The organism is Cohnella sp. GCM10012308, from assembly GCF_042649185.1.
Classification (GTDB): Bacteria; Bacillota; Bacilli; order Paenibacillales; family Paenibacillaceae; genus Cohnella.
The window spans coordinates 40244-59623 of record NZ_JBHRYU010000010.1 but is presented as its reverse complement, the minus strand read 5'-3'; the positions used below and the strand labels follow the sequence as shown (position 1 = coordinate 59623).

Sequence of the window (19380 nt, the reverse complement as noted above, 5' to 3'; positions counted from 1 at the left end):
TTCCTATCATGTGGTATGATCGGTTCAGGCGCATAGACGCCGGCTTATCGTCCGTTGCGACGATCGGGAGGTTGCTCGATGAAAATCTTCTTTATTTTCGTTCTGCTTTCATGGCTGCTCGGCAATCCGTTTTTGGCTCTGATCGTCATGCTCGTTATTTTTTACTTGCTCGACCGGCGATTTTTGGGCCTTACGCCGAGCCTGCTCAAGCCTTTTAAGCGGCGCAGCCGCGCGAACAAGCTGAGGCGCCAGCTGCTGTTGAATCCTCACGATACGCCCGCAAAGTCTGAGCTGGCGCACGAGCTGATCGGGATGCGCAAGTTCGAAGAGGCGCGGAGCTTGCTGACGGGCATGGAAGACAGGATGGCGCAATCTGCCGAATACTGGAGCGATCTGGGGCAATGCAATCTGGCGCTGGGGCAATTGGAGGCCGGGGAAAAGCATATGCTCGAGGCGCTGGAACTCAATCCGCGAGTCAAGTTCGGACTGCCTTACCTGCTGCTCGGCGATGCCTGGGCAGGCAAGGACGACGCGAAGGCAGCTTCTTATTTACGGGCGTTCCAGGACGTGCATGCTTCGTCGTGCGAGGCTTATTACTTGTTGGGGAAAATCTACGAAAGGCTGGGCGACCGGGCGGCCGCGAAGCAAGCCTACCGGGATTGCGTCGGCGTCTATCGCACGCTTCCCCGATATATGAAGCGGCGGGAGCGCAAGTGGGCGCTGCTCTCGTCCGTTCGCAGCCGCTGAAGCGTATGGCTTGACGACGATGCGGCATTTAAAATGCAGCGGGACCATCGGTCGCGGTCCCGCTGCAGTCCATTATTTTTCAATCCGCCAGCGCGTCCTCTTCTTCGGCCGCATCATCTTCCGCCACGGCTTCGGCATCGTCCTCCGCCACGGCTTCAGCTGCATCTTCCGCGTCCGATTCGGCTGCTTCTTCAATTTCGATCGATGCGGCAGGCGCTTCTGTTTGGACAGCCCAGTCGTCCGTCAGTACGGCGTCTTCGACGGCGGGTGCCGCCTCGACTTCTGCTTCTTCCGAATCGTCAGCGGACGCGACGGCCTCGGTATCCTCCGCGGAAGCCTCCTCGCCAAGCTCTTCCGTATTCGCTTCCAATACCTCTTGGTCCAGCTGCTCTTCGTTCGTACTCATAGCGCTCTGCCTCCTTGGCGATGTTTGGGGCATGTCCCCGACTTCAAAATAACACGAAGGTCCCGGTCTGAATACGGGTGTAAATTGACGCTATTTGTCCGGAAGACTCGAAATGGCCGTCTGTAATCAAATTGTAATGCGATCCGACTTGAACCGACAAAACCTCCCCCGCGCGGCGTTTGATCCCATTCGACGTACGAGACCCGAATGAGGGCGGACGGTGACGAAATTGACATCCATAGGCCGTTCACTTATATTGTGCGAAGAAGAACCTAAGAGAGTACGGAGTTGAAGCTTATGAGCGGGGCCGGACGCAATCGGCAGGGCAAGCCGAAGCAGCATAAAGGACAGCAGCAGGGAAACCGGGGGACGGCTCAGGGCTCTCGCTTCGGCGGCGACGCGAATCAGCAGCGGGGCCGGGGCGGTCCGGGAGCGGGTAGCCCGGGGAGCCGCAGAGGCCCTTCTGAGCAACCGCGGAGCGGAACGGGAGCGGGCAAGGCGGGGAGCCGTAGAAGCGATGCGGAGCAATCCCGGAGCGGGGCGGGCAGGAACGGATCGGACCGGCCGGCAGCAAGCCGGAGCGGTCGCGACGGCGGCGGCAGAGGCGGACGCGAGCAAACGAGACCGGATGCCGCCAGAGGCTTTTCCGGCGCCGGAAGTGGAAGCGCCGGAATACGAAGTCGCGGCAAAGGGAACCTGGCTGCGGACGGCTACGGCGCAGGCAGCAGGGGCGGCGGCAGGCCGGAGCCGCGTGCGGCCGTGCTTGCCGGCTTGGACGATTCCTTGCTCAAGCTCGGGCGCCGCAAGGCCGAATGGATGGAGCTTCGCCTCCCGGGAGAGTTGGCCGCAGCGCCGCTTCCGCAGATCATGAAGCATACGCCGCTGGCGCCGAAGCTCGTTTCGAAGCTCGTGCAGACCAAAGGCATCGTGCTGCAAGGCTCGTCGCTGCGACTCGCGTTGTTCCCGCGCGAAGCCCGCGATTTTCCGCCGGACTGGATGGAGCTGAACGTTCTTTACGAGGACGACTTCACGCTTGTCGTGAACAAGCCTTCCGGCTACGAGGTTCACCCAAGCGAGCGCGGTCAGCGAGGAACGCTGGCGCACGGCGTCGCCTCTTACTACGAGATGAGCGGGCAGGACGTGCGCATCAGGCACATCCACCGCATCGACAAGGAGACGACGGGTCCCGTTTTATATGCTAAAAACGAATTCGCCCACTACCAGTACGACAAGGCGATGCGCGAAAAAGAGATCGAGCGCATCTATCTCGCGCTGGCGGAGGGAGAGCTTGCCCAGGCTCGCGGCACCATCAACCTGCCGATCGGACAGGATCGCCACCACTCGACGCGACGCCGGGTGAGCGAGACGGGAGATCCGGCCGTCACGCATTACGAGGTCGTCGAGCGGTTCGAAGGCTTCACGCTTGTACGCCTGCGCCTGGAAACCGGCCGTACGCATCAGATCCGCGTGCATCTCGCCGCGATCGGGCATCCGCTGGCCGGCGACGGCCTCTATGGCGGCAAGCGGACGGTTATCTCCCGGCAGGCGCTGCACGGCGAGCGGTTGATCTGGCCGCACCCTTGGACGGGAGAGCGGCTGTCGGTCCGTGCTCCGCTGCCTGCGGACTTCGAGGCTGCACTGGCCAAGCTGCGCGACGGACAATAAATATAATATTCGCTTGCTTCTTTCCATCGCAAAATAGTATCTTATAAGCAATTGATAGATTGTAATGGTCCTGAAGCACAGGCCGTTCGTCGGAGCTCATCCGGCGGGCGGCCTGTTTTATTTTTACTAAGGGAGAGATGGACATGAGCATGGATCAGGCGTTCGAACGCGCATACGAAAATATGATGGAAAAAGCGATTAAAGCGAGCACGGGCGAGCGGAAACGGAGGCTGCTGCTGGACAGGTTCAACGAGAAGCTGCTGGCACGGCATGTTTGGTGGGAGGTAAGAGGCGACCTGGAGGGACTGATTCCCGAGCTGGAAATTAAAGATTTGAAGGACGGAACGCGCTTCAGCGACTACGGCTTTCATCACCCGATCCGGTGTCATAGGGGGCTACTGCTGGAGGCGGATGCCTTCGGCACGCACTTGCGCGACGTGAGCCGTTGGAAATATGCCGACAATCTGGAGAGACAGAATCATTTGCTCATCGACGGCTGGCACCTGCTCCGCTTTTCCCGCGACGACATGATCGAGAAGCCGAGACGCTGCCAGCAGACGCTGCTCTCCGCGCTTTCCGCCTGGGACTTCATCGCCCCCAAAGATCGGCCAAGGTTGAACGTGTACGAACGGGCAATTTTGCATTATGCGCGGGAGCAGGCGGGTATCGTGAGAATTGGGGAGTTAGTCGAACAGCTGCAGGTCAGCTACAGATCGATTGGTCGGCATACGCTCGCACTAGAGCACAAAGGACTCGTAATTTTAGACCGCTCTGCCGGCGGGAGAATCATGAAACTAACGTCCGCCAAAAACTTATAACAAGCATCTTGTCAAACTACTGTCGAGGGAAAGCACATGCGGCGGCCTACGAGCGGAGGTGGCTCAAGTGCTGTCGAGGGAAAGCACATGCGGCGGCACGAGCGTAGGTAGCTGAAGTGCTGTCGAGGGAAAGCACTTACGGCGGCCTACGAGCATAGGTGGCTCAAGTACTGTCGAGGGAAAGCACATGCGGCGGCACACGAGCGTAGGTAGCTGAAGTACTGTCGAGGGAAAGCACATGCGGCGGCCTACGAGCGGAGGTGGCTCAAGTGCTGTCGAGGGAAAGCACATGCGGCGGCACACGAGCGTAGGTAGCTGAAGTACTGTCGAGGGAAAGCACATGCGGCGGCACACGAGCGTAGGTAGCTGAAGTGCTGTCGAGGGAAAGCACATGTGGCGGCACACGAGCGTTGGTAGCTGAAGTGCTGTCGAGGGAAAGCACATGCTGCGGCACACGAGCGTAGGTAGCTGAAGTACTGTCGAGGCAAAGCACATGCGGCGGCACGAGCGTAGGTAGCTGAAGTACTGTCGAGGGAAAGCACATTCCCCAAACATCAAGAATCCCCCGCCTCCGGCAGGGGATGTCTACAGCCTTCAGCGGCACAGCGCCGCCGTCATGAGATAAGCGATGGTGGACTCGGCGCCGCAGTTGACGTTGGGGCCGTCTTCCTGGAGACCGTCGCAGCCGCTGCCGTCGCTAGCGTCCGCCATGATGGCGCCGAGATCGTTGTCGCCGAAAAACCACTGCAGGCAGCGATTGCGCGCGGTGCGGAGCTGTGCCGCGTAATCGGCGACCTCGATCGCATGCGCGTCGGCTTCGCTTACCGTTTTGGCGTCGACGCGGTCCTCGGTCTGTCCGTCCTCCGTCTCGGAGCGGACGGCGAGCGCGATCCCGACCTCGGGCGCCCGGATGGAGCCGGCGCCGCGGAAACCGCCCGTGCCGCGGTCTCCGCCCGGCGAACGCGCATCGGCTAAGCCGCCTTTCGAAGAGGCGCCTTGATCGTAGGCGAGCAGCAGCGCGACGCCTTGCTTACCCGCTTCCTCGAGGGCGACGGCGCCTTCCTCGAGCGCCAGCGCCAGCTTGAAGATCTCGAGCGGCTGCTGGTCCCACTTGCTGCTGCGCTTGCGCGTGCGCCAGCCGGCATTGCCGATCGGGCGGAACCAGCCTTCCTCCGCGGTCATCGCCGCCTGCAGGGAAGAGAGGCTGTCGAGACCGATCTCGAGCGCTTCGGGCGCGTGCGTCACTCGGTAGGAGCGCAGCAGCGCCCAAGGCAGCACGCCGTTGCCGTAGCTCATCTGCGTCTCGAACCAGCGCCATTCCTCGTCCGAATGGCGGAGGAACGTATCGATCAGCTCGTCTTGAAAACGCACGACGTGCGTCTTGAGCTGTTCACGCCAGCCAGGCTTGAAGGAGATCGCGCCAAGACGCTCGCTTTCGAGCGCGTGCGCGCAGGCTGACAGCGCATATGCCTTTCCGCGCAGCGAGCCGAGTTGCCCGAGCGTCGGCATCGCGCATTCGAACATCGCTTTTGCAGTGTCCTTGTGCGAATCGGGCAAGCCGACCCAAGCGCTGACGCAAGCCCATATCGAGCGTCCCTGACAGTCGTACGAGACCGATTCGGATTCGGGGGAACGATCGTAGGCGACGTTGTTGTGCCACCAGCCGTCTTCCTTTTGCTGCCACAGCATGAACGATAAATAAATGGATGCCAGATCAAGCAACCGATTGCGATCGGCTTCGTTTACTTCCGAGCCGGGCACGTCCCGCAGCCATTCGGTGACAGCCCATAACGAACGCGCATTGTCGTCCGTCGTATAGCCTTCGCGTCTGCGGGGCGTCCGCCCAAGCGCATGCTCGAGCAGCCCCGTATCGTCCGTCATTCGGCGCAAATGGGTAAAAGAGGGCGGATGGCTCCGCCCCTTCGGGTTAGATAACATCGGCCATCCTCCAACGCTTCTCCGCAGCGGTGCGTTCTAGCAGCTGCAGGTATTCTTGGCCCACGACGGGCCATTGCATGCTTTTGCCGATCTCGGCTGCCGTTTTTTCGCACAGCTTGAGCTTCTCGGGGTACGAGAAAAGCTCGATCAGCTTAACGCCCCAAGCTTCGACATCGCCGTACGGCAACAGGAGCTCCTCGCAGCCTTGAAGCAGATCTTTCGCGTAAATATAAGGCGTGCTGAGCACGGGCCGGCCGAGTCCGACCGCATAAGCCAGCGTACCGCTCGTGATCTGCTGCATGCCCGGATACGGCGTTACATACAGATCGCAAGCTTGCAGCAGGGAAGCCAGCTCTTCCTCGGGAATATAACGATCGATCATGCGCACGTGGTGCTGCAGACCGAGTTCCTCGATGAGAGCGTTCAGCTCCTCGCGATAGGCTTCGCCCTCATGTCTGCGAACCTCGGGATGCGTCTGGCCGGCCAGCACGTAAAGAAGGTCGGGTACGGCTTTGACCGCGGCAGCCATGGAGCGGAGGATCAGCTCTACGCCTTTGCTGCGGCTCAGCAGGCCGAATTGAAAGACGACCTTGCGCTGCTCCCAGCCGTATTCGCTGCGCGTCCGGATCCGATCCGCCTTGCTCGGTACCGGCGTTCCGTGCGGAATGTAGGAGATTTTCTCCAGCGGGATGCCGAAGTTATCGTTCAAATAACCGATCGCTTTGCGATTCATGACGTGAATGCGGTCGCTTCGCTTCGCGATTTCGGCCTGAACGGCCGCATAGGGCTCTTGCGGATTTTCAAATACTGTGTGGAAGGTCGTGACGACAGGTTTGTTGAGACGGCTCAGCAATTCGAGCGCATAGGAGCCTGCCTCTCCGCCGAAAATCCCGAATTCATGCTGCAGCGAAACGATGTCAATCGCGCTTCGGTTCAAATAATCCGCCATCTTGCGGTATTCTTCTCTATCGTTTTTGAGAAGAGGATAGTGCCAGCTTTCATTATAGAGCTCCAGCTCGTCTTCGTTGCACATCGCGACGACCGGATCTGGAAAAATGCCGTTGTGCGCAGCGCGAACCGCATCCCGAAGATGATGCGTGTATGTGGCCAGGCCGCATTTCTTCGGTACGTAGGTGCTCACATAGGCGATTTGAAAAGTTTTTGGACTCATTAATGTCGCACCTCCAGCTTATTGTAGCTAATCTCATAACTCATAGAGAAGCTTCGGCGACTGTGGCGCCGGAGCCGGATACACGCTCGCTGAGCCGCGACGAATCGTTGACGACGGATCGCTCAGGAACGATCGTTCTCGAAATTCTCGCGCCTTGACCGATCGTACAGTAGGAACCGATGACCGTGTAAGGACCGACAATCGCTTTGTCGCCGATCCTGGCATAGTCGCCGATCACGACGGGAGGGACGAGCAGCACGCCTTTTCCGATGACCGCGCCTTTGCCGATCCAAATTCCTTGTTCGTTCATTTCCGTACCGCTGATCGAAAGCGGAAGCTTGCGGTCGAGCAGGTCCCAATGAAGCTGGACGTAGCTCTCGGGCGTAGTTGTCATCATGCAATAGGTGTCCGGTATGTAGCCGGAAATCTTGCTTCCATTGCCGATCAGGAGAGGAAATGTTTCGTTTTCCATTGAGACGCAGCGTCCCTCGGGAATTAGCGACAGCGCGGATTTACTCATCATATATACGCCCGAGTTGATAAGGATAGACGGCGCATTCTTGGGGCTTGGCTCCGGGACGAGCGTGAGAACGTCCGATTCTGTCCCGACCGTGGCCACTCCGTAAGGCGAGTCCCGTCCGCCGGGCGTCAGACAGATCGTTGCCATCGCTGCCCGGTTGGCGTGGGATGCCGCGAGATCGTCGAGTCGAAACGCGTGAACGGCGTCCGCATGCAAAACGATGAACCGCTCCTGCAGCAGCGGCTCGGCCAGCTTGATCGCACCTGCCGTTCCAAGCGGCTCTGAGCCGGTCAGGTATGCAATACGCATGCCGTAACGGGTTCCGTCTCCCAGCAAGCTTCTAAGGTCCGCTTCGTCCTGCAACCCTACGGCTACGACAAGGTCGACAATGCCCTGCTCGCGGCCTTGCGCAATCCAGTGCTCGATCCAGGGGCGATTGGCGATTGGGATCGTCCAGCCGCCCGGCAAGCCAGCCGCCGGATATGCGCCGAGTAACAATGCTTGCATGGACGTATCGACCTCCGAAACGGGTATTGCCATCGCGAATAAGGCGCAAGCGGCATGTTCTTAATTAACGCAATTCGGCCGCCATGAAACAGGAATTGTCAGAAAAACAATCTTTTCGCACAGCCTTTCCGAACGATAACGAGGGATGCGCACAACAAAACGGCAACCTTCTCGGAAAAATTCCGCGAAGGTTGCCGTCTGGCGATGCAAGCTATGCAGTCGACGATTTGAGACAAGCGCTTCATCTATAATGGCCTTATATTTGAAGCGTTAATCTATCGGCGACCGTTATAGATTCCGGCGACGGCCGAAGATGAGGGAGATGACGAACAGCACCAGGAACAGGAAGAAGAGGAATTTGGCTACGCCTACGGCTGCGCCGACGATGCCGCCGAATCCGAAGATGGCCGCGACGATGGCTACGAGCAGGAAAATAAATGCCCAGTATAACATAAGAACGCCTCCTAATTTGGATGATGGTCATACCTCAGCGGGATCGTGGCGGGTCGGGAAGGCCGAGCTTGTTCAATCGAACGGCTCTACCGCCTTGCCGAACGGGTGCGGTTCAAGTCCGCGGCGTTTTCAGATCGCCCTGTCGGCCCCGCTAGTTTCGAGCGTCGGTATGATCTTGCTGCATCCTTACCACTGCCCCAACCGGCTGAATCACCTTGGGATCGAGGCAAATTAATCCTACATTAACTTCATGATTTTAAACGCACGAGGGGTAAAAGCTTCGGCGCAGAGAGGCCCCGAACATCGTTTCGCGGCCAGGCGGCAAGGGTAATTGACGATATGCAAGAGAGATTGAAATTCCCCGAGAAAGGAAGGTGATACGCATGAGCAACCAGGCATTGATGGCTTGGAGCGTTGTCGTCGTCGCGATCAGCTTCGCCGCCCTCTGCGTATACTTGATCGTCACCTTGAAGGCGGCCAGGGAGACGCTGGTCTCCGTCCAAGGCACGATCAAGGAAGCGAACCAGACGGTTGGAATGCTGCATACCAAAGTCGAGGACTTGACCAACAACGTCAAAGTCATCTCGGAGGACGTGAAGAACAAGATCCGTTCGACGGACGACTTTTTCCAGGCTGCCCGCAATGCAGGAACGACGCTGAAGGAGACGACGGGAGCGGTAAGGGATATCTCGTCGACCTTGTCGCGGGCGGTAAGGCAGCAGGTGGCAGCGCTTGAGCCCGGCCCGGAGAATAAAAAGACGTGGACCGAATGGTTTAAGATCGGCATGAACGTCGTATCCGCCGTTCGCAGCGCCAAACAGCAGAGCAAGGAAGAAAAAGCGGTTCTTGCTGCCGAACAGCACGAAGAGGAGCACCGTTTGTACGACAGCGCCGCGTATGTGCCGGAACCGTTTCAACCGGGTTCGCACCGGGTATATAACGGTCACAGTCACAACTGAAATTTAAAGGAACGGAATAGTGCAATAACGCAGCCGATACAAGAAGAACGACAAGGAGGAATCTAACATGGATAGAGCGTACGCCAAGCTGGTAAACAACGGACTCGAAGCGTTTGACACGGTAAAGGATCTGCATCGCCAAGGCTACCGGGAAGAAGAAATTTACGTACTGGCGCACGGCGAGAGCCGCACGGACCGGATCGCGGACGTGTCGAACGCCAATACGATCGGCGCTTCCGAAGAAGGCGTCATTCAATCCGTGGCCAACTTGTTCAGGGATCGGGGCGACGAGCTCAGGTCGAAAATCAAGGCGCTCGGATTCGACGCCGACGAGGCGGAGCAGTACGAAGCGGAGCTCGATCGGGGCAAGGTGCTCGTTCTGGCGAAGCATTGAGCATTCTAACTGCGCGGATCGCTTTCCAAGGTTAGGGAAGCTGGGTGACGGGAATAAGGAATGAGAGGCTTTTGCCTGCTCATTCCTTATTCCCGTTTGCCGGCTTTGCTTTACAGCGACCATCGGCTGCGATAACTTTAACGTATGATACAGGCGAGGAGAATTGGACAAATGAGCATTTTGGTCGTAGACGACAATCCGATGAATGTGATGGTTGTCCGGGAGATGCTGAACCGGTCGGGATACGAGGATGTGCAGATCGCCTATTCAGCCGATGAGATGTTCGATATACTTAGGTCGGATAATCGCGGCGCTCAGGCGCCAACGTCGGTCAACCTGATCCTGCTCGACCTGATGATGCCCGGCATGGACGGAATCGAGGCATGCGGCTTGCTTCAGAAGGACGAACGCCTGCGAGATATTCCGGTCATCATGGTGACCGCGATCGGCGACTCCCGCAAGCTTGCGGAGGCGTTGGACGCGGGGGCGACGGACTACGTAACCAAGCCGATCAACAAGATCGAGCTGCTCGCGCGAATCAGGTCGGCCCTTCGCCTGAAGTCCGAGCTCGATTGGCATAAAGAGCGCGATCGAAGGCTGCATGAGGAACTGAGCCTGGCCAGGCAAGTCCAGGAAGCCGTCATGCCCAACGACGTCGATGGCGAGAATCTGAGCGTGGAGGCATATTTCCGGGCTTCCGAGGGATTGGCGGGAGACTTGTATGCCTGGCATGCGCTCGATTCCAAGCATTATATAATTGCCATCATGGATGCGATGGGACACGGGATCTCATCTTCGCTGATCAGCATGTTCACCGCGTCGGTGCTGCACGAAGCGATGCGCACGACCGTAACGCCGAAGCGGATCGTCCAGGAGCTCAACCGCCGCTTGCTGCAGCTGCAATACGAGAACGAGATGGTCCAGTACTATTGCACGGGCATTTGCGCCTGGATCGATTTGGAGAACGGAATCATCGAATACGTCAATGCAGGCCACCCGCCAGGGCTACTTGCGCGAGGCGACGGCGGTACGCAGCAGTTGAGCGCGACGGCGCCGCCGATCGGGATGTTCGAGCAGATGGACGTGCAGATGGAGACGGCGAACATTCGGACGGGAGATGTCCTTCATTTATTCACGGACGGCTTGCTCGATCTGTTCCCGGGCGACATGGAGCAGAGAATCGAGCAACTCATGGGTACCATTCTCGAAGCCGCGGGCGATCACAAAGCGCTCGAAGACTTGCTGGTCAGGGAGTCTCTGGACCGGCGGCCGGACGACCGCTGTCTGGTCCGAGTCGAGGTTAAGAAGGCGCTGCGTTAAAGCAGCATAGGATCACCGGCAAATCTACATAGCAAGCTAGTCCGATCAATTGCAAAGACGCTGTCAAAGCGAACGGCTTTTCTCAGCGGCTAAAGGTGCGTGGTATTACAATGACCGATTTTTTAGATATAAGTCCGTATGACGAGCGCCTGGAGAAAATAGAGATCGAAGGCCTTCTCGAAGCGTTGTTTAAGCGTTACGGATACGATTTCCGCAACTACGCCTATCCGTCGCTGCGTCGTCGAATCTGGCATCGCGCATCGATCGAGCAGCTCGATACGATATCTTTGCTGCAGAATCTGGTGCTTCACGATCGCGAGGCTTTTGAGCGGCTGCTGGCGGATCTGGTCATTCCGGTTACGGAAATGTTCAGGGATCCGGGGCTGTTCAAGGTTCTTCGAGCGCGCGTAATGCCGATCCTGAAGCAAGCCTCATTCATTCGGGCCTGGCATGCGGGATGTGCGACCGGCGAGGAAGCGTACTCGATGGCGATCCTGCTGGACGAGATCCAGATGCTGAACCATGCCCGCATCTATGCGACGGATATCAGCGAGGCAAGCTTGCAGCGCGCCCGGCAGGGCTTGATCTCGCAGGAGCGCATGAGCCTTTACGCGCATAACTACGAGTTGTCGGGAGGCAACGCACGGTTCGATTCCTTCTACGAGACGAATCACGGGCAAGCGATGCTGCATGCCAAATACCTCGAACGAATCGTCTTTGCCGAACACAACCTCGTGACGGATCGTTCGTTTAACGAGTTCCAGATCATTTTTTGCCGCAACGTCATGATTTACTTCGATGCCGGACTACGCGAGCGCGTCCATTCGCTCCTGTACGAGAGCTTGTCTCCCGGCGGTTTTCTCGTCTTGGGCAACAAGGAATCCGTCGCCTTCACGAGCTTCGCCGGACGCTACGAGACGTGGAACGACGAGTACCGAATTTATCGCAAACCGCGCTGAATACAGCCGCGATCGCGCTTGGCGAACGGTTCAAAGGGCCTTCCCTCGGGTAAAATTACAAAAAGGCGAAGGATTCGTTTGCCGCCTATAAGGAGGGAATGGCCATGGGAATCACGATCGGTATTTTTGAAAGTGAACAACGTGTCCTCGACGCCGTGGAGCTGCTGCGCGCGAACGGCGCGCATCAGGGCGATGTCCGCGTCATCGTCAAGAGCGAGGAGAACGTGCCGCTTCTGTCCGGCAGCGACGCGATCCAGGTCGAGAGCATCACCGGAATCAAGGAAGCCAGGGACCGCTCCTATGGCGACCGCGATGGCGACGGTTCTTGGGGCGACGAGGGCGTAGTTCCGCTTCCGGCAGCCGGCCTTCTGGCGACCCCGCAGGTCAGCGGAACGGGCGGATACGTAGGCGGCGTCATTCCGGCAGGCGTCGCGGCGGCGGGCTTTGCGGCTCCGTCCGGCGGATTGCTGGATTGGGACGGCGACGGTCCGGACACCGGCGACGTACTGTCGGATCTCGGCTTGCCGGACCGTGACGCGAGCCGGTTGGCCGGCGAGGTGAATGACGGCCGCTATCTTGTCGTCGTTGGCGAGCGTCCCGACGATCAAGCGAGCAGCTTGCTGAGTCAAGCGGGCGCTGTCGAAGTGCTCCATTGACAGCAAGCGCCATAAAAAAGAACCGGTCTGCGCTACTTTGGCAGACCGGTTCTTCGATTGCGGAGTCCGACGAGATCGTCCAGCGGATGCGCTATGCCCTGCACGGCGTCAAGCAGCACTTCGCTCGCGAGCATGCTGTATACGGCGCCGTTGCCTCCGTATCCCAGCGCCGCGTATCGTCCAGGGCGTTCGGGGTCTTCCCCGATCCAGGGCAAGTTGTCATTGGATTCGCCGAACGTGGCGTTCCAAGCGAATTCGGTTTCGAGCGAGAGTTCCGGAAACAGCTTGCGGGCTTCCTCCAACAGTTGCTTCGCATTCTTGTCCAGATCGCTCTGTGAGGTTACGGGCATTCGGATATCCTCGTCGAAGCCGCCGAACACGATGCGGCTGTCCCGCGTCGTCCTGGCATACAAATAAGGCCTTGCCGTCTCCCACAGCAGCCACCTTTGATGCCAATCCGCCAAGGAAGGCACGATTCGCGTCGCGATCGCGTAGGTGCGTGCGAGCTTGACGCCGAGGCCGCCGACTCCGGCGATCTCCGGTTGATAGCCGACTGCATAGATGACAGAGGACGCCTTAATCGTGCCGCCTGACGTGTGGCACAACAAATCGCCCTTCGGTCCTTCGACGGATCTCAGGGCTGTACGCTCGTAAACGCGCGCGCCTCTCCCCTCCGCTTGCTCGGCGAGTCTGATCGCCATTCGGTGGGGGTTCACCTCGCCGTCGCCGTTCGTCACGATGGCCGCAGGTTTGGCAAAAGGGAAAATGGCGCGAATGTCGGCCTCTTCCAGCCAATCGACGCTGAAGCCATTCGCACGGAGCGTTTCGTATTCTTTTTTGAGCTTCGGGACATCGGCGGCGGAGCTGGCAAAATAAAGACTGCTGCGCCTTTTAAACGCAACGTCCTCTGGGAGGGTTTCCGCAAGCTGGCACAGCCGCTCCACGGCGCTTTTGCAGGCGCTGTAAAATTGCACGGCCCGATTGTCGCCGAGCTGGGACAAGAGGTCCGTCAACATGATATCATTGGAATATTGAAGCAGGCCGGTGCTGGCAGCAGAACTGCCCGAGCCGATCTGTCCTTCGTCGATCAGGACGACAGACAAGCCGGCAGCTGCCAGAGCACTGCCGACGAGCGTACCGGTCAAGCCGCCGCCGACGATCAGAACGTCGCACCGCTCGGATGTGCCGGAGAAGGGCGGATACCGACCGGGCTCGCCGCCGGCGGACGGCCAGAGCAAGGAACCAAAGTGTAGCGGTAGCAATGGAACGCCTCCGTCATTAGGGATTCGTCCAAGTATGTCCGAAACTGTCTTGGGTTAGACGAGAGGCAGCAGGTAGTAAATAATCAAGTAGAGCACGCCGAAGAAAATAATCAAATATGCGGCATACTTGATAAAGGTCGACCAAACCATGCTGGAGTCCGACTTTTCTTGCACCTCGTGCCTTTCGATGTCGACGTCCTTGTTCATGATGTTCAGCTCCCTCGTGATAATTTTATCCAGCGTTGGGTTATGCTTCTTTACCCGGCCCCGGACGGCCCCAAACAACAGGTATTTCGCTTAAAAAAGCTGTTTCAATAGACAAGGTCGATGGGTAATAAAATTTATGAATAACGGAGAGGGGTTTCGTATGCAAAACGATAAATTGACTTTTCAAACAGAAAATCTTGACGGCCTTACCGTCGTTCGGATCGCAGGCGAGCTCGACCTCGAGGTTGCGTCGCAGATGAGATCCGTGATGGAGCCCTTGATGGAATTGTCCGACCGCAAGCTCGTACTTAATCTTCGGGATCTCAAATACATCGATAGTACCGGCATCGGCATTTTGATCAGCATCGTGAAGGCTCGCCATTCCCGCAATGCCCCGTTCGGAGTAGAAGAAGTGCCTTCGACGATTCAAAAATTATTCGACATGACGGGAATTACCCCGTTCTTGGCCGCTTCTCCCAATGCTTAACGCGAGCGAGCAATTACATTCCGAAGGGAACGAGGACGAAACAACGATGAGAAACGATGGGACAGTGACGCTTACGGTACCCGCCAAAGCCGAGTTCGTTGATATTATCCGATTGACCTTGTACGGCATAGCTGCAAAGATGAAGTTTTCATTCGAAGAGATCGAAGATATGAAGGTTGCCGTCTCGGAGGCTTGCAACAACGCCGTTTTGCACGCCTACGACCATTCTCAGCCGGGCCATATCGAGGTGTCTTTCACCATCATGAACGAAGACCGTCTTCAGATCGCGGTGAGCGATTCCGGCGTCAGCTTCGAACAGGTGACCGATCGGTCCACTTCCACCTTGCATGGAAAGTCCATCGATGAAATCCAGTCGGGCGGATTGGGACTTTACCTGATGCAAGCTTTGATGGACGAAGTGGAGATTCGAAGCAATCAAGGCACAAGCGTCATCCTAACAAAACGGCGGCTGGCGCAAGAAACGGTATGAGTCTTCAATCGAGCGCCCGTCTGCCCGACGACGCGATCTTGAAGCTGTTGGAATACCAAAAGACGCTGCGAAACGAACTGGCCGAAGAGCTGATACGGCACTACGAGCCGCTCGTTCGCATGGCTGCGCATAAAATGTCGCGCAGCCATCTGAGCTTGCAAGAGGATCTGTTCCAGGTCGGCCGGATGACGCTCTTCAGGCTGCTCAAGCAGTTCGACCCTGATCTGGGCATGCCGTTCGAACCATACGCGATGAAGAGCATCGTGGGACAGATGAAAAATTATCTCCGCGACAAGTCCTGGTACATTCAGGTGCCAAGACGCATCAAGGAAAAGGGACTCGTCGTACAGCAAGCGATCGACGAGATGACCGTACGCCTCGAGCGTTCGCCGAGCGTCGAGGAGATTGCCGAGTTCCTGGAGATGAGCGTCGAGGATACGCTTGAGGTGTTGGCCGGACGCGAGCTGCATCATTACGTTTCCCTCGACACCCCCGTTTCCCAGGAAGAAAATACGGCTACGCTCGGTGAATTGATCGGCTCAACCGCCGACGATTTTGCCGGCGTCGACCGCCGTATCGACCTGCAGGAAGCGATGATGAAGCTGAAGCCCGAAGAACGGCAGGTGCTGCTGCTCCTGTACGAAGAAGGGCTGTCCCAGCGGAGTGCGGCCGATCGGCTCCAGGTATCGCAGATGAGCATCTCCCGGATTCAGCGTCGCGCCATCGAAAAGCTGAAGGGCTGGCTTACCGAACCCGGCGAGGACGAAGACTCCGATTAATTTCCAACTCCATAGACTGTTTCTACCGTCCGTCCGCCGGGTAATAATCGGTAAGCTACACCATTCACTTCGCCGAAGGCGGTGGACATGATGACAGTCAAATATCGAATCGAATGCTTCGAATGCGACATCGTGGTCAGGCAAAAAGACGAGGCCCATACACTTAGCATCCAATCCCGCAAAACGCCACTTGGCAACGGCAACCGGTTAGCCGAATATGCATCCGAGCAAGAAGCTGTACATGCTGCAGATCAGCTCTGCCAGTCGTACACCATTGCGAGGGAATTCGGCTACCATCTCTCAGGAGGAGAATTCGTCAGAGACGGCGTTCCTTCCATCGAAGTCGTATCGCTGCTCAGTCAGGAGCTCGACGCATCCGATCTGAAGTCGCTTCTCAATAGGGAAGCCATCAAGCACGGCATTCAGGAGACAGGTTGAAACCGGTTGCAACATAAATGAGGGCCTCTGCGGAGGCCCTTTTTTAATGCTTTTCAGTCCATTTTTTAATCATTGTAAGGCTTGATTCCCTTGGCTCCCTTTTTAACCTGGGCGGCTGCGAATCGTGGCGGACAATAGCGCGTTCGAAGGGCTTGGGCTTTTAGGTGATTTGGCAGACCAAAAACCTGCATTTGTACATGTATTTTCAACCGATCCGTCGCATGGGATGAAATACATGCAAATATGCAGGTAAATTCAAAGCACAAGCCGGAAATCCGGCTCATTTAGGAAAATAACTGCGCTTTTGCAGTTATCGTATCCAAAAGGGACGACGCCGGCCCAAACAGATGTATATTTGCAGGTATTGTGACGCAAGAACGACACAGGCTATCATAGGCCAAACAATAGGGCTAAACCATGGCAACGGGTGTCCGAATGAATAGCCATCGACCGACGATTCGCGCAAATCCAGATTCGAATATCAGTCGTCAAAAGGCTGGGAAGGCAACGATCGCTTTAGCAGCCACGAAAAGGTCGCGAAGGCAGTCATTGAAGCGATCACTATAGCGGCTTCTCAGGCTTTCTCCTGGATCGGGTCGCTGACGAGGCCTTCCTCGCTCAGCTCGCTGCCGGTCTTGACGCGCTCCATGTCGCGTCCGAGCCGCTTCAGATCGTCGAAATCCTGGACCATCGAGCCGTTCATCGCTTCCTCGACCGGGCGCGTCTCGATCGGGCCGGAGGGCTCGCTGTCTTCTTCGGGCCGGTAAGCGACGCTCTCGCGTTCCGTCTTGTCAGGCTGGATGCCGGCGCCTGCCGCTACGTCTTCCCGTAAGTCAGGTTGTTTGGGTTCGTTCATCTCGATCGCCCCTTTACGAAAATTCGCACAGACAAAAGCCAATCCCGAGCGGGGCTCGGGGTTGGCTTTTGAAGGTTATTCAGTTCGGTTTAGTGGATTCCTGAAGGGACCCGGTAATGTCGTCCTTAGCGGAATTCATGCCGTCCTTCGCGCTCGACAGTGCCGACTTGGTCGAACTGATCATATCTGAAGCTTGCTGGCCGACTTTAGAGGCCAATTCTTGAGTCTTGGTTCCGGCTGTGGAAGCCCATTCCTTGGATTTATCCATGGACTTGCTGTATGCGTTCATCAGATCCTGGCGAGTCTCTTTACCTGGTTTCGGAGCCAGAAGCAACGCTGCCGCTGCGCCAACTACGCCGCCGATTACAACACCTTTTACCATCCCTGCCATGTGAATTCCTCCTTGTAATGGCATCGCCATTTTGTTATATGTGTTATCGTCCTGCATGAGCTTTTTTACCCGGGCGAGTAAGCACTGAATCATTGCGGACTTTCCGCAAGGCGTGCTTTAGACTACAATAGGTAGCAGATGATCAAAGAGGGCGAGGACGTTCATGGAATCACAAGAATACGGCGGCAGCCTGTCTTCGTACAGCTGGAGCCGCAGCGAATCCGAGCGGGACAGAAGGCCTTGGGGCAGGATCGATTTTATTCTGATCGGGATTCTGATGCTCGTCTCGGCCTGGTTGTCGCTTCACGACCTGGGCAACCGGCATGCGCCCCAGACCTTCTGGCGGCCCGACGTATCCGGAGAAGGCTTCGTGACAGACTTTGGAGAGACGCGCCAAGTCGGCCGCATCAGTCTGTACGAGGGACCGGGCGCCGCGGGCGAGACGCAGATCGAATCGTCTACCGATGGCATCAATTGGTCGCCTTATCTCACGGTCGAGCATAAGACCGGGCGGGTATTCACCTGGATGGCGGAGGACAAGCCCGTCAGCGCGCGGTATATGAAATTTACGGCCAAGCGCACCGGATACAGTCTTTACGAGGCCGGCTTTTTCGAGGCGGCTACGAAGGCGCGGATCGCCATCGCGAGTATCGAGCCTGCGGGAACCAAGGGAGAGACCTCGGCTGGCGGCGGCGAGCAGGTGTTCGACGAGCAGGACGAGGCGCCTTACCGGCCGGACTATCGCAACAGCATGTATTTCGACGAGATCTATCACGGTCGTACCGCTTATGAATTCATCCATGAGATCCAGCCCTACGAATGGACGCATCCGCCGCTCGGCAAATGGCTGCTCACGTTCGGCATCCGACTGTTCGATATGACGCCGTACGGGTGGAGGTTCATGGCGGCCGTGTGCGGCACGCTGATGGTGCCCGTGTTTTACGCGGCAGCCAGGGCGATGTTCCGCAGCACGAGGTATGCGTTCATCGCGGCGTTGCTGCTGGTGCTGGAAGGCTTCCATCTCGTCCACTCGCGGATGGCCAACGTCGACATTTTCGGCGTGACCTTCACGATTTTGATGTATACGTTTATGTACAAGTACGGAGAGAGAAAATGGGAAAGCGGCGGCTTCGGTCGAAGCTTCGGCTATCTGGCGCTGTCCGGCATTTTTTTCGGATGCGCTTCGGCGGTCAAGTGGAACTACATGTACGGCGGCGCCGGCCTTGCCATCCTGCTGTTCCTGGCGCTCTTCCGGCGTTGGCGCGAGTCCCGCTGGGAATATGGCAGCTCGTATCTCAAAAAACTAACGCTGACGCTGTTGTCGTGCGTGATCTTATTCGTGGTCGTACCGGCGGGGATCTATGCAGCTTCATACATTCCTTATGAGAAGGCGACCAAGGCGGACGACGGGCTGAAGGATCTGCCTCGCTACCAAAAGGATATTTACAACTATCATAAAGGCGTCAAGGAGAAGCACCCGTACTCGTCCAAATGGTATACGTGGCCCGAGATGCTGCGTCCGGTCTGGTACTACGGCGGCAAGGATCTGGAGAAGGGGGATGCGCAGAGCATCGCGGCCATCGGCAATCCGTTGATCTGGTGGGGCGGCTTGGCGGCCATGCTGCTTTCCTGGTGGCTGGGCGTGCGCAACAGGGACAAGGCGGTGCTGACGATCGCGGTCATGTATTTGTCGTTTTACGTGCCCTGGATGGTTTCGCCGAGGAGTATCACATTCCTGTACCACTACTTCCCGATGGTGCCGCTGCTGATCCTATCCATCGTGTGGATGCTCCGCTGGCTGGAGCAGCGCTGGTATTACGGCAGGACTTTCACCGTGCTCGTCGTAGCCGGCGCCGCCGTTTTGTTCGTCTGGTTCTATCCCGTCCTGACCGGCATGACCATCAGCCGCGAGTGGATGAACTTCGGCATACGCTGGCTGCCGAGCTGGGGATTCTGA

General features: G+C 57.5%; 22 protein-coding genes. 13 read left to right on the top strand and 9 right to left on the bottom strand.

From position 1 onward, the window contains the following. Nucleotides 1-78 precede the first annotated feature (78 nt). A complete protein-coding gene (locus ACFOTD_RS13820; protein WP_378119636.1) occupies nt 79-747 on the top strand; it encodes a tetratricopeptide repeat protein in 669 nt (222 codons plus the stop codon). A gap of 79 nt (nt 748-826) precedes the next feature. Here ACFOTD_RS13820 and ACFOTD_RS13815 read toward each other — a convergent pair whose 3' ends face one another. Beyond that, the gene (locus ACFOTD_RS13815) at nt 827-1153 is read right to left on the bottom strand and encodes a hypothetical protein (RefSeq protein ID WP_378119635.1); all 327 of its coding nucleotides are present in this window, start codon (nt 1151-1153) and stop codon (nt 827-829) included. A 297-nt stretch (nt 1154-1450) separates the two neighbouring features. On the opposite strand from ACFOTD_RS13815, the gene ACFOTD_RS13810 reads away from it, so the two are divergent. After that, on the top strand, nt 1451-2818 hold the full coding sequence (locus ACFOTD_RS13810; protein WP_378119633.1) for an RluA family pseudouridine synthase: 1368 nt from the start codon (nt 1451-1453) through the stop codon (nt 2816-2818). 143 nt (nt 2819-2961) lie between these two features. Then, nucleotides 2962-3636, top strand: a complete 675-nt coding sequence (locus ACFOTD_RS13805; RefSeq protein WP_378119631.1) for a DNA-binding response regulator — start codon at nt 2962-2964, stop codon at nt 3634-3636. A gap of 594 nt (nt 3637-4230) precedes the next feature. Here ACFOTD_RS13805 and ACFOTD_RS13800 read toward each other — a convergent pair. The 4 genes from ACFOTD_RS13800 to ACFOTD_RS13785 form a co-directional block, all read right to left on the bottom strand. Continuing rightward, entirely contained in the window at nt 4231-5574 is a 1344-nt protein-coding gene (locus ACFOTD_RS13800) for a hypothetical protein (protein WP_378119629.1), read from the bottom strand. Beyond that, on the bottom strand, nt 5564-6745 hold the full coding sequence (locus tag ACFOTD_RS13795; protein WP_378119628.1) for a glycosyltransferase family 4 protein: 1182 nt from the start codon (nt 6743-6745) through the stop codon (nt 5564-5566). The genes ACFOTD_RS13800 and ACFOTD_RS13795 overlap by 11 nt, the downstream gene beginning before the upstream one ends. A 40-nt stretch (nt 6746-6785) precedes the next feature. Continuing rightward, a complete protein-coding gene (locus ACFOTD_RS13790) occupies nt 6786-7772 on the bottom strand; it encodes a nucleotidyltransferase family protein (RefSeq protein ID WP_378119627.1) in 987 nt (328 codons plus the stop codon). A gap of 288 nt (nt 7773-8060) precedes the next feature. Continuing rightward, nucleotides 8061-8225: a DUF1328 domain-containing protein gene (locus ACFOTD_RS13785; protein WP_378119625.1), complete on the bottom strand. Its 165-nt coding sequence runs from the start codon at nt 8223-8225 to the stop codon at nt 8061-8063. Between the two features lie 383 nt (nt 8226-8608). On the opposite strand from ACFOTD_RS13785, the gene ACFOTD_RS13780 reads away from it, so the two are divergent. From ACFOTD_RS13780 to ACFOTD_RS13760, 5 genes are all read left to right on the top strand, one after another. After that, on the top strand, nt 8609-9184 hold the full coding sequence (locus tag ACFOTD_RS13780) for a DUF948 domain-containing protein (RefSeq protein WP_378119623.1): 576 nt from the start codon (nt 8609-8611) through the stop codon (nt 9182-9184). Between the two features lie 67 nt (nt 9185-9251). Continuing rightward, complete coding sequence (locus ACFOTD_RS13775; protein ID WP_378119621.1) at nt 9252-9578, top strand: YflT domain-containing protein; 327 nt, start codon at nt 9252-9254, stop codon at nt 9576-9578. A 171-nt stretch (nt 9579-9749) separates the two neighbouring features. Then, a complete protein-coding gene (locus tag ACFOTD_RS13770; protein WP_378119619.1) occupies nt 9750-10898 on the top strand; it encodes a PP2C family protein-serine/threonine phosphatase in 1149 nt (382 codons plus the stop codon). Between the two features lie 110 nt (nt 10899-11008). Further along, the gene (locus ACFOTD_RS13765; protein WP_378119617.1) at nt 11009-11857 is read left to right on the top strand and encodes a CheR family methyltransferase; all 849 of its coding nucleotides are present in this window, start codon (nt 11009-11011) and stop codon (nt 11855-11857) included. 104 nt (nt 11858-11961) lie between these two features. Beyond that, on the top strand, nt 11962-12513 hold the full coding sequence (locus ACFOTD_RS13760) for a hypothetical protein (protein ID WP_378119616.1): 552 nt from the start codon (nt 11962-11964) through the stop codon (nt 12511-12513). 32 nt (nt 12514-12545) lie between these two features. Here ACFOTD_RS13760 and ACFOTD_RS13755 read toward each other — a convergent pair whose 3' ends face one another. After that, nucleotides 12546-13775, bottom strand: coding sequence for an NAD(P)/FAD-dependent oxidoreductase (locus tag ACFOTD_RS13755; RefSeq protein WP_378119614.1), 1230 nt, complete (start codon nt 13773-13775; stop codon nt 12546-12548). A 54-nt stretch (nt 13776-13829) separates the two neighbouring features. Further along, nucleotides 13830-13982 (bottom strand): hypothetical protein, encoded by a 153-nt coding sequence (locus ACFOTD_RS13750; protein WP_277532908.1) that lies wholly within the window; start codon nt 13980-13982, stop codon nt 13830-13832. Between the two features lie 160 nt (nt 13983-14142). Here ACFOTD_RS13750 and ACFOTD_RS13745 point away from each other — a divergent pair, with 160 nt between their 5' ends. The 4 genes from ACFOTD_RS13745 (at nt 14143) to ACFOTD_RS13730 (ending at nt 16176) form a co-directional block, all read left to right on the top strand. After that, nucleotides 14143-14469 (top strand): STAS domain-containing protein, encoded by a 327-nt coding sequence (locus ACFOTD_RS13745; RefSeq protein ID WP_282910340.1) that lies wholly within the window; start codon nt 14143-14145, stop codon nt 14467-14469. 46 nt (nt 14470-14515) lie between these two features. Next, nucleotides 14516-14959 (top strand): anti-sigma B factor RsbW, encoded by a 444-nt coding sequence (gene rsbW / locus ACFOTD_RS13740; RefSeq protein WP_217595408.1) that lies wholly within the window; start codon nt 14516-14518, stop codon nt 14957-14959. Then, nucleotides 14956-15738, top strand: a complete 783-nt coding sequence (locus tag ACFOTD_RS13735; RefSeq protein WP_378119612.1) for a sigma-70 family RNA polymerase sigma factor — start codon at nt 14956-14958, stop codon at nt 15736-15738. The genes rsbW and ACFOTD_RS13735 overlap by 4 nt, the downstream gene beginning before the upstream one ends. Nucleotides 15739-15825: 87 nt before the next feature. Continuing rightward, nucleotides 15826-16176, top strand: coding sequence for a hypothetical protein (locus ACFOTD_RS13730; protein WP_378119610.1), 351 nt, complete (start codon nt 15826-15828; stop codon nt 16174-16176). Between the two features lie 574 nt (nt 16177-16750). Here ACFOTD_RS13730 and ACFOTD_RS13725 read toward each other — a convergent pair. After that, a complete protein-coding gene (locus ACFOTD_RS13725; protein ID WP_378119608.1) occupies nt 16751-17032 on the bottom strand; it encodes a hypothetical protein in 282 nt (93 codons plus the stop codon). A gap of 79 nt (nt 17033-17111) precedes the next feature. Then, nucleotides 17112-17423, bottom strand: coding sequence for a YtxH domain-containing protein (locus tag ACFOTD_RS13720; protein ID WP_378119606.1), 312 nt, complete (start codon nt 17421-17423; stop codon nt 17112-17114). A gap of 163 nt (nt 17424-17586) precedes the next feature. Here ACFOTD_RS13720 and ACFOTD_RS13715 point away from each other — a divergent pair, with 163 nt between their 5' ends. Beyond that, on the top strand, nt 17587-19380 hold the full coding sequence (locus ACFOTD_RS13715; protein WP_378119605.1) for a glycosyltransferase family 39 protein: 1794 nt from the start codon (nt 17587-17589) through the stop codon (nt 19378-19380).

Excerpts from the sequence above, each read along its gene's own strand:
- ACFOTD_RS13770 (WP_378119619.1), top strand. The coding sequence starts at position 9,750 with ATGAGCATTTTGGTCGTAGACGACAATCCGATGAATGTGATGGTTGTC.
- ACFOTD_RS13810 (WP_378119633.1), top strand. The coding sequence starts at position 1,451 with ATGAGCGGGGCCGGACGCAATCGGCAGGGCAAGCCGAAGCAGCATAAA.
- ACFOTD_RS13720 (WP_378119606.1), bottom strand. The coding sequence starts at position 17,423 with ATGGCAGGGATGGTAAAAGGTGTTGTAATCGGCGGCGTAGTTGGCGCA.
- ACFOTD_RS13760 (WP_378119616.1), top strand. The coding sequence starts at position 11,962 with ATGGGAATCACGATCGGTATTTTTGAAAGTGAACAACGTGTCCTCGAC.
- ACFOTD_RS13820 (WP_378119636.1), top strand. The coding sequence starts at position 79 with ATGAAAATCTTCTTTATTTTCGTTCTGCTTTCATGGCTGCTCGGCAAT.
- ACFOTD_RS13775 (WP_378119621.1), top strand. The coding sequence starts at position 9,252 with ATGGATAGAGCGTACGCCAAGCTGGTAAACAACGGACTCGAAGCGTTT.
- ACFOTD_RS13735 (WP_378119612.1), top strand. The coding sequence starts at position 14,956 with ATGAGTCTTCAATCGAGCGCCCGTCTGCCCGACGACGCGATCTTGAAG.
- rsbW (WP_217595408.1), top strand. The coding sequence starts at position 14,516 with ATGAGAAACGATGGGACAGTGACGCTTACGGTACCCGCCAAAGCCGAG.
- ACFOTD_RS13815 (WP_378119635.1), bottom strand. The coding sequence starts at position 1,153 with ATGAGTACGAACGAAGAGCAGCTGGACCAAGAGGTATTGGAAGCGAAT.
- ACFOTD_RS13785 (WP_378119625.1), bottom strand. The coding sequence starts at position 8,225 with ATGTTATACTGGGCATTTATTTTCCTGCTCGTAGCCATCGTCGCGGCC.
- ACFOTD_RS13765 (WP_378119617.1), top strand. The coding sequence starts at position 11,009 with ATGACCGATTTTTTAGATATAAGTCCGTATGACGAGCGCCTGGAGAAA.
- ACFOTD_RS13745 (WP_282910340.1), top strand. The coding sequence starts at position 14,143 with ATGCAAAACGATAAATTGACTTTTCAAACAGAAAATCTTGACGGCCTT.
- ACFOTD_RS13805 (WP_378119631.1), top strand. The coding sequence starts at position 2,962 with ATGAGCATGGATCAGGCGTTCGAACGCGCATACGAAAATATGATGGAA.
- ACFOTD_RS13715 (WP_378119605.1), top strand. The coding sequence starts at position 17,587 with ATGGAATCACAAGAATACGGCGGCAGCCTGTCTTCGTACAGCTGGAGC.
- ACFOTD_RS13780 (WP_378119623.1), top strand. The coding sequence starts at position 8,609 with ATGAGCAACCAGGCATTGATGGCTTGGAGCGTTGTCGTCGTCGCGATC.
- ACFOTD_RS13800 (WP_378119629.1), bottom strand. The coding sequence starts at position 5,574 with ATGTTATCTAACCCGAAGGGGCGGAGCCATCCGCCCTCTTTTACCCAT.
- ACFOTD_RS13750 (WP_277532908.1), bottom strand. The coding sequence starts at position 13,982 with ATGAACAAGGACGTCGACATCGAAAGGCACGAGGTGCAAGAAAAGTCG.
- ACFOTD_RS13795 (WP_378119628.1), bottom strand. The coding sequence starts at position 6,745 with ATGAGTCCAAAAACTTTTCAAATCGCCTATGTGAGCACCTACGTACCG.
- ACFOTD_RS13790 (WP_378119627.1), bottom strand. The coding sequence starts at position 7,772 with ATGCAAGCATTGTTACTCGGCGCATATCCGGCGGCTGGCTTGCCGGGC.
- ACFOTD_RS13730 (WP_378119610.1), top strand. The coding sequence starts at position 15,826 with ATGATGACAGTCAAATATCGAATCGAATGCTTCGAATGCGACATCGTG.
- ACFOTD_RS13725 (WP_378119608.1), bottom strand. The coding sequence starts at position 17,032 with ATGAACGAACCCAAACAACCTGACTTACGGGAAGACGTAGCGGCAGGC.